This window comes from Dyella sp. (genome assembly GCF_035486915.1).
Classification (GTDB): domain Bacteria; phylum Pseudomonadota; class Gammaproteobacteria; order Xanthomonadales; family Rhodanobacteraceae; genus Dyella_B.
Window position 1 is genome coordinate 1 of record NZ_DATHMR010000106.1, and the last position, 8,366, is coordinate 8,366.

Annotated in this window: 10 protein-coding genes; 2 read left to right on the forward strand and 8 right to left on the reverse strand. The window is 56.4% G+C overall.

Annotated elements, in window-relative coordinates; all coding sequences use genetic code 11:
* Positions 1-659: hypothetical protein (locus VK725_RS08675; protein WP_325317664.1), on the reverse strand; the 659-nt coding region annotated here is incomplete at its 3' end.
* Positions 660-1,527: 868 nt separating this feature from the next.
* The gene (locus VK725_RS08680) at positions 1,528-2,202 is read right to left on the reverse strand and encodes an AAA domain-containing protein (protein WP_325317665.1); all 675 of its coding nucleotides are present in this window, start codon (positions 2,200-2,202) and stop codon (positions 1,528-1,530) included.
* Between the two features lie 24 nt (positions 2,203-2,226).
* On the opposite strand from VK725_RS08680, the gene VK725_RS08685 reads away from it, so the two are divergent.
* On the forward strand, positions 2,227-2,430 hold the full coding sequence (locus VK725_RS08685; protein ID WP_325317666.1) for a hypothetical protein: 204 nt from the start codon (positions 2,227-2,229) through the stop codon (positions 2,428-2,430).
* On the opposite strand, the gene VK725_RS08690 is transcribed toward VK725_RS08685, so the two are convergent.
* Complete coding sequence (locus VK725_RS08690) at positions 2,416-3,123, reverse strand: DUF1223 domain-containing protein (protein ID WP_325317667.1); 708 nt, start codon at positions 3,121-3,123, stop codon at positions 2,416-2,418. The genes VK725_RS08685 and VK725_RS08690 overlap by 15 nt on opposite strands.
* Positions 3,124-3,356: 233 nt before the next feature.
* On the opposite strand from VK725_RS08690, the gene VK725_RS08695 reads away from it, so the two are divergent.
* On the forward strand, positions 3,357-3,677 hold the full coding sequence (locus tag VK725_RS08695; protein ID WP_325317668.1) for a DUF1634 domain-containing protein: 321 nt from the start codon (positions 3,357-3,359) through the stop codon (positions 3,675-3,677).
* Between the two features lie 262 nt (positions 3,678-3,939).
* Here the strand turns inward: VK725_RS08695 and VK725_RS08700 are convergent, their stop codons facing one another.
* The 5 genes from VK725_RS08700 to VK725_RS08720 all read right to left on the reverse strand — a co-directional run.
* The gene (locus VK725_RS08700; RefSeq protein ID WP_325317669.1) at positions 3,940-5,832 is read right to left on the reverse strand and encodes an aspartyl protease family protein; all 1,893 of its coding nucleotides are present in this window, start codon (positions 5,830-5,832) and stop codon (positions 3,940-3,942) included.
* A gap of 59 nt (positions 5,833-5,891) precedes the next feature.
* Positions 5,892-6,302, reverse strand: coding sequence for a tRNA (N6-threonylcarbamoyladenosine(37)-N6)-methyltransferase TrmO (gene tsaA / locus VK725_RS08705; protein ID WP_325317670.1), 411 nt, complete (start codon positions 6,300-6,302; stop codon positions 5,892-5,894).
* A 93-nt stretch (positions 6,303-6,395) separates the two neighbouring features.
* Complete coding sequence (locus VK725_RS08710; RefSeq protein WP_325317671.1) at positions 6,396-6,899, reverse strand: cytochrome b; 504 nt, start codon at positions 6,897-6,899, stop codon at positions 6,396-6,398.
* 109 nt (positions 6,900-7,008) lie between these two features.
* Positions 7,009-7,992: a VOC family protein gene (locus VK725_RS08715; protein WP_325317672.1), complete on the reverse strand. Its 984-nt coding sequence runs from the start codon at positions 7,990-7,992 to the stop codon at positions 7,009-7,011.
* A 74-nt stretch (positions 7,993-8,066) separates the two neighbouring features.
* Positions 8,067-8,366 (reverse strand): alpha/beta hydrolase (locus tag VK725_RS08720; protein ID WP_325317673.1); only part of this gene is annotated, 300 nt, incomplete at its 5' end.

Sequence of the window (8,366 nt, forward strand, 5' to 3'; positions counted from 1 at the left end):
TTCTGTTTGGTGTCTGGGTCGAAGAAGTGCGACGCGAAGGTCGGGATGGTCAATGCACCAGGAGGGAGGATGGGATGAGGGAATAAAGGGTTGGTGTACGGCAACAGGTAGTCGGCGTCATGCAACCCTTGGAAGACGCCCATTCTGAAGTCCTGGTTGTTCCAGAGCCCCTTCACCCGGGCCACTCCCGGCTTGTCATCGGGCAGCCGCATCACGGCGGCGAACGCATCCTCGACTAACTGTTTGTGCTCTTTATCGTCCCAGAACATGCCCAGCGCGACTCTGTGACCGACGAGGTCGCCGGCTTGCGCCAGCTCCACCAGCGCAGAAACCGCGCGCTCTGGAGCGTGAGGCCCTTCCGGGGGATTCCACTCCACCATAGGTAGATGGAACACGGAGCCGGGTTCGGCAGGCCCGCCAAGCCCGGGCACACCGTTATCTGTTAATAGAGGCCTCGTACTGCCACACGTTCGAAACCGATAGCCACCCATGATTGCTTCGGCCACGAACAGACTACCCTGCGTAGGGCTAGAGACTGCTCGCAATACCCCATCGTCAGGCGATTCCTCCAGCCAGTGTTCTCCAATCTTGACGAAGGCGATGTCCACGCGCACCTCTTCATCTCGTCGTTTCTCAGCGAGTGCATTCGTTTCGATCATAGCGCTCTCCCATTTATACGTTTAGATGGCCATCCACTTTGGACATGAACCGCCGCCGACCTTTCGCTGGCGACACAGTTCTGAGCGATTCGGGTGGTTAAAGAACGTTGCTTATCAAGGGGAACGCGAGCCGGACCGGATATCCGCTGCGGTTCTTTCGTTCACGTCCGCGGCCCCCTGGTGGCAAGAATTGAACGATTGGAAATTTCGATTACCCATACTTTTGGTAGTGCTCATTAAGTCGAGCACTTACCGCGCATAGCAAAATGGAAAACGCGCAAAAACCATACCCCCGATTTCGGGTGTAGCTGATTCACGCCGCTTTCACGCGGCATACCCGCGCAGTTGGTCACTCTGTGGCTCCACGCGCGCTATTTCAGCGAGGAGTGCCATCATCTGTAATGACTACTATTGCTGTGTTCTTCCCGCGTGTCCTTCGAGCTCGCGATCAAGAGTTCGCACCTGACTACCAGCTCCGGCCGGAGTCGTTATGCCCTACCCACGATAACCCGCTCATAATCGCGATATGAGATAGGTGGTTGCAAACGAGAACCTTGCAGCGTCAAAGATGTTAGTGCCGGTTCGGCAACGTCCTTGTTGTCGTCCACCAATAAAACACGATGCGCGCGTGATGACCTCTTCAGAGCAGCAGGCGCATTGATCGGAGCCTCCGCTTCGGAGTGGGCTTCGACACGAGGTAAGAGGATGTGGACCGAGGTTCCAACACCTACCACGCTCTCGACATACGGTGTGTCGCCCGATTGCAGAGCGATGCCGTGTTCGAGACATCATCGCTCCCGCACATAGGCAATGGGTGCCGGGATCGAAAGCGTCACTACCGTGCCCTGCCCCCCAATTGATTTAATGATCAGACCCGCACCGATGGCCGCAGCACGCTCCTGCATCCCCACCAATCCCCACCTGTAGCGTCCACTTCCGTAAATCGAATGACTTCATTAACTGGACGTGCGCGAACTTTGATGGCCTGGAGTTGGCCGCCGTAGAACGTCGTCGAGGAGTACCCGATTAGCTCCGCATACGAGCGGAAGTGCTTTCGTAACACAACCTCGTATGAGGCCGTGAGGCGCGCAAAATCCAGGACGGATTTCTTAACATCAAACATTGATAGACGTTGGAGAACGTCCGCGCGCTCACTGATGTTCTGGCGAACGTAATTGACTAAGTCAGAACGATACTTCTCGTTTTGCTCGATGCTCGCGTTTGACGACTTGACGTTGCTGAACTGCTTGTCGTCGCCGAGCACGACGATTTTCTTAGCACGTAGCAGCGCGGGGAGTGCCTGAGCGACAGATACCTGCGAGGCTTCGTCGATAATCAATACGTCAATGAGGTTGACAGCCAGCGGCATAAACTCACCGAATTCGCGAATGCCAGCGATCTGCACAGGAAACGAGGAGCGAAGAAGATCGAACTTCTCTTCAGGGAATTTCTGTCGATGCGCGATCACACCCGCGATTGCCTTGGCGTCGGACTTATTGTTTTCGACAAAGTTAAGTAGGCGCTCATCGACTGACGAATTCATCAACGACGTGTTAAGGCGCTCAAGATGAGTCTTGGCGCCCACGTAATCGAACGGCAAGGTTATTGGTTGAACTTGGTCGTTGTAGGTTGGGCCGACGCGATCTGGGTGGCTGTCGTGGTGTTACCTGGCTACGTTGATATGTTTCGCGGTCTTCTTCCACCCGCCATTTACATGGCGGGTGCTTTATTGACGACCTACGCGCAACGCCAACGATCAACGCGTATCTGATTCGCCGGCATGCTGTACGGATGCACTCAATATGTCGCCGCCGTTTGGTAGTTGAACGAGCACAGCGGTATTGAGCCCTGAAAGAGAGGCAGGCGGCAGCGAGAAGGCCACGTCGTCGCCCTGCCATTCTCCCAAGTGAACCAATTCGCGCACCACGTTGCGCTGGTCGAGTGTGCGGCCGCCGTTTTCGCCACCGCCAATGGGAACGTGAAGGGTTCGTGGGTCATAGCGCACTAACCATACATCGCTAGCCCCTGCATGCTGGACAGATGCCTTGACTTCCACACGATTTGCCAATGGCCAGTCGATGGACGGCCCGTCGCTTTGCGCTTCACGAATCACGGCATTCAATTCCGAGCGATCGTTGCCCACGAGGTCAGTGTGACCGTTCACGTAAACCTGTGGCGTCCAAACCGTATCACGATGATGGTAATGAGCGTAGCGCCATTGTCGATCCGTATAGGCATCCGTGGCGAAAGTATCTTTCCACCCCAAACCATCCCAATACGTGACGCCAAACGATAAAGCTAGCACCTGGGCGTCATCTGCGAGTGCATTGAGGTTCTCTTCGGCAGGCGGACACGAGGAACAACCTTGGCTCTGGAAAAGTTCGACCACGACTAAATGTTGTTGCACCGTTCCGGATTGATCCTTGGCATGCACAGGAGATTGCAGGGATAGCGCGACAAGCATGGGTAGCATCGTGCGCAGATAAAACAGTTTGTTTGCCATAGAACACCGCAGATTTGGGACACGGAAGCACGCGCGGCTACGGCCGCCCTTGCAGTCATTTCGCAGAGTTCCACAAAGAAGTTACAGCACCTACCAGGCGACAAACTTCGGCTGGTGTTCGTGCTGGTGCTGGTCGTGCTGGCCGCGCAGATGTTTATGACGTCCTTCGGCTTCCATCTGACGGTGCACACGGTATGAGCAACGACATCACCAGCGAACGCGTGCTGGAGCGTATATTGGCGGATCTGCTGTCCACCGGCGCTTGGCTGGGATCGGCCGCTATCGCAACCGGTTTGATCCTGCGCTGCATGGGTTGGGGACAAGTCATGTCACCTTTGACCTGCATGCACACCATCAGCGTGGGCATTGCGCTTTTTATTTTTCTTCCAATATTGCGCGTCCTGCTGATGGCCGTCGCGTTTGTTCGAATGCGCGATGTAATGCTCAGCGTCCTGGCGATTGTCGTCCTCGCCGTGATCGGAGCAGCCGCTTTCATGGGCATGCGCATCGGCTAAGCATCGATACAGCCTTCACTCGTTTTCGTCTTGGAGTGGAGTTTTCTTCGATGGGTCGGCAACCCGAACATTCGCACGATGCACTCGACGGTCAACAACGCGGAGCCTAACTCTCCAATCAAGCACACACCGAAATCGAAACCTGGCGTCGGGAATATGACAGGCGTCGGTGGCAGACATGGCGCTGAAGCGTCTCCCCTCAGATGTTTAAACTGATACTGGTAGCCACTGCGTTCATCTCCATGATGGCTCCATCCCGCGATTAGCGGGGTGCTATGTCCCGAAGCTCCATCGTGAGCTTACGACCGTCGGCCAAGGTGATTGCAAGCGACGTGCCTTCGGGGCGAAGTGACATGAGGTCCCATAGTTCGCCGATGCTCAATGCGGATGCCTGTTTGCCATTGATCGACAAAATTTCATCGCCCTTCTTGAGCCCCGCTTGTTCTGCCGGGCTGCCGGGTATCACCGCACTGACTCGATAGCGATCAGGCCGGGCTTCGTCTTTCTCGGCACGGAAGCCAGCCATCGCGTAATGCCATACGGGTGCCTTTTCACGCGGCATCAGCACCATCTCCTGGCGCCGATAGTCGAAATGAACATCGAAGCGCGCCAACACGTCTTGTCCTATGTTGCCGGCTTCGCTTGGGTTGCCCGTGGCACCGGCATCGGCGCGCGTGAGCAACGCCAGCACGTTGTTCATTGCACTACTTCCTAGCTGCAACGAATGCACGTGCGAGAGATGAGCGGTGTATAGCCCGCCGACGCCACCCGTAAGGTACGGGAGACCGTTCTCATAGTGAGAAAGCAGGTCTTCATGCTCCGCCCACTGCGGAAATACCAATGTATAACCAGAATTACCCGAATCGATACCGAACGTACCTGGCTTGCCATCCAGCGCAGCGGTAACCAGCGGTATATCCGCGGTGAAATGTATCGGCAAAACGTCGCCCTTCCCCGCGGCGGGTTCACGATCGCGATTAAACGGCTGCAATATCAACTGCTCGTGATCGTAGTCGAGTGTCACGGCGAATCGCTGGAAAATCTCCAAGCCGAGAATTCCCGCGATAGGTTCGCGCCCGGTGCCGCGCTCATAGGCACTGTAAGGAAACGGCATGACCACGAAAGGTTGGTTGCTGATATCGGCATCACCGAGCGTAAGGTGATCAATTCTGGCGTACGCCGTAGTCATCGAGCCCGGACCAGAGCCAGCACTCAGACCACTCCCCTTGGTCTGGATGCCAAGCCGTTTCGCCGCATCCGCGGTTAGCATCGCTTGCCCTCCGGTATCGAGAATAAAAGGCATAGGCCCTTTCCCATCGATGCTGGCCTCAACCAGCAAGGCACCTCCTTCCAGGTGCATGGGCACTGTCGCCGTCAGGCTGCCATGCGCCATGGCGACGTCGCGCACGACATTGGATGGTCGCTTGAGAAGATCGATAGATGCTTTGGGCAAGATGCGAATGCTGTTGGCGATGTCGGTCGTGGCGCCATGCGGGCCACCACCTACCAATGCCGAAGACGTCGTGACGCGAAAAGGCAACTGCAATCCGTCCACGGCGCGATAGTCGCTATATCGCTGTGTCCAAAGCAGGAACGATTCCTTCCATTCCACGCGATCAAGCCGATGCGTAACCGGGTCAATCCACAAGGTCAGTGTACGGCCGCCTTTCGGGGTTGCTTCCAGGCGAACATAGCGACGTCCATCCTGTTGTCCATCAGCGAGTAGCTGCCACGTTGCATGCGTCTGAGGTATGAGAAAGCCAAAACGCCGCAACCAGCTCGCGCTGATCGCTACAGCTTTTGCTTCATCGGAATCATTGGGAACGACCATCCCGGAAATGCCTTGATGCCAACGGCCTTGCGCATCGATACCGTTGGCGACGGAAAACATTTCGTTGTCCCAGCGGCTGATGAAGTAGCCACCGTGCAGATCCTCAAGCGAATGCCAGGCACCGTCCAGACCATCGCTGATCTCACGGCCATCGCTTTGCAGGGCGCCCACGTTGTTCCAACGATCGCCGCCGTAGGCCTGGCGCATCTCGCACAGCAAGATCTGTGTGGCCGTGCGATCAGGCGAGTCGCTCGTCGCCGTCGTGGCAATTGCCTGGGATGAAGCGACAAGCGCCAACGAAGTGGCCAGCCAAAAACGAACCATTGAATTATCCACGCACGACGCCTCGTTTACACCTTGCTCCGATGCCTCGCGTGCGGTGGCTAATAATCAATCGAACCCGCAACAACCGGCTTTATGTCCACGACAGGCGTGCCGTCGATGGCCTCGATGGGGCCAATGTGCAAGCTGCATGCATGGACCGCCAGAATACTACAGCGATGCAACCCTAAAGGATTGGGTCGATCAGGTGATCGAGTGCAAAACACACCTTTCAGCGGTTGACTCCGATCACCTCGTGGATGCACGGTCAGAACATCCCTGCGTGCAACGTGAAGCCAGGTAATGACGACAATCTCGTCGCCCACCTTCATCTGATCCATACCAGCGACGTAATTCGGCGATAACACGAGATGCGCGTTCGGCGCCCCTTCGGTGTAAAAGCGTGGCGCATCATGCACGTTTTCGATGGTGGATTGAATCACTCCGATGAGTTCGAGTGCATAGGTATTCACGGCAAGAAAATTCCAGGAGAGGCGGTGATGAAGCGAGACACGAGATCACTACGCCGAATGTATCGGGGCTCAGGAAAGAGAATGGGACGAGCGTTACCCAAAGAGCATCCGCCGAAAGAGTCCGTCCTTCTTGATGAACTGGTGATAGCACGCTGCAACCACGTGCAAGACGATCAGGCCAACAAGCGCGATGGCCAAGGCGCGGTGTACAGTCCACGTAGGAAGGGTTGCAAAACTTAGCGGTAGCGGTTGCCCGCTTCTAGCGAAAACGATGGCGGGCAATCGAGCAAGGATGCCCGTGGCGTAGCCGGTGCCTACGATCAGCAAAATCAACACATAAAAGCCATAGTGGGCAATAGGCGCGATGCGGTCGAAGAGCCTGTTTCCGGTGGACAGTTGGGGTGGCCGCGCGGTGCACATCCGAACGATGAAACGGATAAACATCAAAACAAGAATCAGCATGCCGGCCGCCATGTGTACTTCCAGTATATCGATCTTGTGTGGATCATCGTTGGGCATAATGGCCAACGCAAAAAAGCCGATAGCAAGCATGGCAATGATCAACAGTGCGACGAGCCAGTGCAGAACTGCCAGCAACGGGTGATAACGGGACACTTGCCTCATCGTTCATTCCTCAACATAAAACAGGGAGATCATGGCGCTGTAATGGGTCTGTCGTCTGCGATTCCGGTTGAGCTAATCGCGATCATTCACCGCAAACATCCCCCGACGCCGTGTTGGACATCTTGTGAAATTCAATCAACAGTCCGAGGTCCGTTTGCGTCGGTGCCAGAAATGCATCGCCCAGCACGCCGCGATAGCTTGCAAGCGTGGTCTCGTAGCCACGCTCTGCCCATCGCTTCGCGCGGCCAAGGTCGGCGACGCCGATACTCAATCCGAGAATTTGCGGACCGCCTCGACGCAAGGCTTCCGCAGCGGTGCCAGTGCCGTCCGGTTCAAGTACGAAAATGCCTTTGGCGCCGACGGACACGCAATAACCACGTGCGGATATCTGCGGAATACGGATGGCCTTTGCCTGCGCATAGCCCAGTCGCGCAAGCTGTTCACGGTCTACGTCAGCACTGGTCGATAGCAGCCATACCGCCGACAGTTCATGGGCGCTGTTGGGGTGTTCGCGTGCGACCAGATCGTCGGCGGAGCTGAAAGGTCTTGCATTGCCTGGCGCGTAGTCGATAAAGAAGAGATTGCTCGTCAATGGCTGACGTTCGAATGCGAAGAGGCGCCAACGTGGAGGGCGCGAGGGACCGCCACCATCCGGATCCGTGCGGGACGCGGAAAAAATAGGAGTCGGCGTAAAGCCATCGCGCTGCAATAACGACCGCGCTTGATCTAGTGCGGAGGAGCGCAGCCCAAATGTTCGGGCTCCAGGGCCGCCATGCAACACGCTCTGGTCCGCAAGCATGCCCGGATCCATATTCGCGTTTGACCGAGTGATGCCTTCCAGTTCGACATAACTCCGGTCGGAAAATCGCACGTACCGATTGGCCACGCCATTGGGGTCACGCCCTGGCCTGACCTGGAATCCGAGCTTGACCGCCATGATCGCAGTGACTTGATCGATGCTGTGTCCCCAAAGCAAGACATGATCGAGTTCGCTTTGCGTAGCAGGCGTCAACGTTGCTGCGACCACGGGCTGATTGAAGCCAAAGACCAGGATGAATGCGAGCAATAAGCGCAGGGTCGTTGCAACAGTAGCGCTCGGTGAAAATCGACGATAAAAACGGATGCCCGATATCATAGGCGTCAGGCGATGCGCCACAATCGCATTGCTTCTGCCGCAATAACATCCGGAAACTCCTCGGGAAAGAACAGCTTCGCGCCAGGTAAGAGGCGGATTCCTTCGGAGCGGGGAAACAGATGGTCGAGATAAACGGCATCGGCTTGGGAGAAAATGTCGTCCGCAGTGCCCCATACGATGCGCACCGGTACACGGCTACGCTTCAGCGACGCCTCGATACCCGCCAGCGGATTGGGCGCCAACGCTATGTGAAACGCTTCGTACTGTGCCCTGCGCAATGGGGAGCTGACGAGTGGCGCAAAGTA

Bases quoted from the DNA above. Each gene is read 5' to 3' on its own strand.
- VK725_RS08700 (WP_325317669.1), bottom strand. From the start codon at position 5,832: ATGGTTCGTTTTTGGCTGGCCACTTCGTTGGCGCTTGTCGCTTCATCC.
- VK725_RS08685 (WP_325317666.1), top strand. From the start codon at position 2,227: ATGAGTCTTGGCGCCCACGTAATCGAACGGCAAGGTTATTGGTTGAAC.
- VK725_RS08695 (WP_325317668.1), top strand. From the start codon at position 3,357: ATGAGCAACGACATCACCAGCGAACGCGTGCTGGAGCGTATATTGGCG.
- VK725_RS08690 (WP_325317667.1), bottom strand. From the start codon at position 3,123: ATGCTTGTCGCGCTATCCCTGCAATCTCCTGTGCATGCCAAGGATCAA.
- VK725_RS08680 (WP_325317665.1), bottom strand. From the start codon at position 2,202: ATGAATTCGTCAGTCGATGAGCGCCTACTTAACTTTGTCGAAAACAAT.